1 protein-coding gene is annotated in these 562 nt (G+C 29.9%); it reads left to right on the top strand.

Annotated features, from left to right (window positions below; translation table 11 throughout):
• Positions 1-274: 274 nt before the first annotated feature.
• Positions 275-424 carry a hypothetical protein gene (locus tag ACI3K6_RS23475; protein ID WP_173068464.1) on the top strand — a complete coding sequence of 50 codons (150 nt, stop codon included), beginning with the start codon at positions 275-277 and terminating at the stop codon, positions 422-424.
• The last annotated feature ends 138 nt before the right edge of the window (positions 425-562 follow it).

Genomic DNA, 562 nt, shown 5'->3' with positions numbered 1-562 from the left:
GCAGGTTAGTTGGATAAGGTAATATTTGGATTAGGATAGATATAAGTAGAAAAGTTAATAACAAGGGGTGATTTTTTGGAGAAAAATATTGGGGATGTAGATTTTTGTAAACAAGTAGTAAAAGGACTTTGCAAAAAAAACAATATTTCCCCTCAGAACCTGAATTTGAAATCATCGAAAACGTAATGATTATTAGCATTTACTTCAGTAAAATAAGGTATATTATATTTGTTGAATTGATTCTCTTTAAAGACAGGAAAAGTAGGTGAACAAAGTGGGAAAATATCAATTGGATTCCAAAGGTCAGGTAGCTGTGACAAAGTTTCATGAAAAACAGACGCCTGCCAAATTTGATAAAAAGCAGCAACTTGAAAAAATGCGTGCGGAGTATTTGAAAAAGAAGCAAAAACAAACAGATAAATAATATGAATGAAAACATAGGAAGACTAAAATCTCCCTATGTTTTTCTTATTCGAAGTTCTTTTTTTCAATTGATGATAGAGTTTATTATTCCCAATTTATCTTATTCTTCTTTTACAAAGCATTTCTTTTGTATGGTTTC

It is taken from the genome of Neobacillus solisequens (assembly GCF_051233465.1).
Classification (GTDB): Bacteria; Bacillota; Bacilli; order Bacillales; family Cytobacillaceae; genus Neobacillus.
This window is presented reverse-complemented; position numbering and strand designations above follow the sequence as displayed.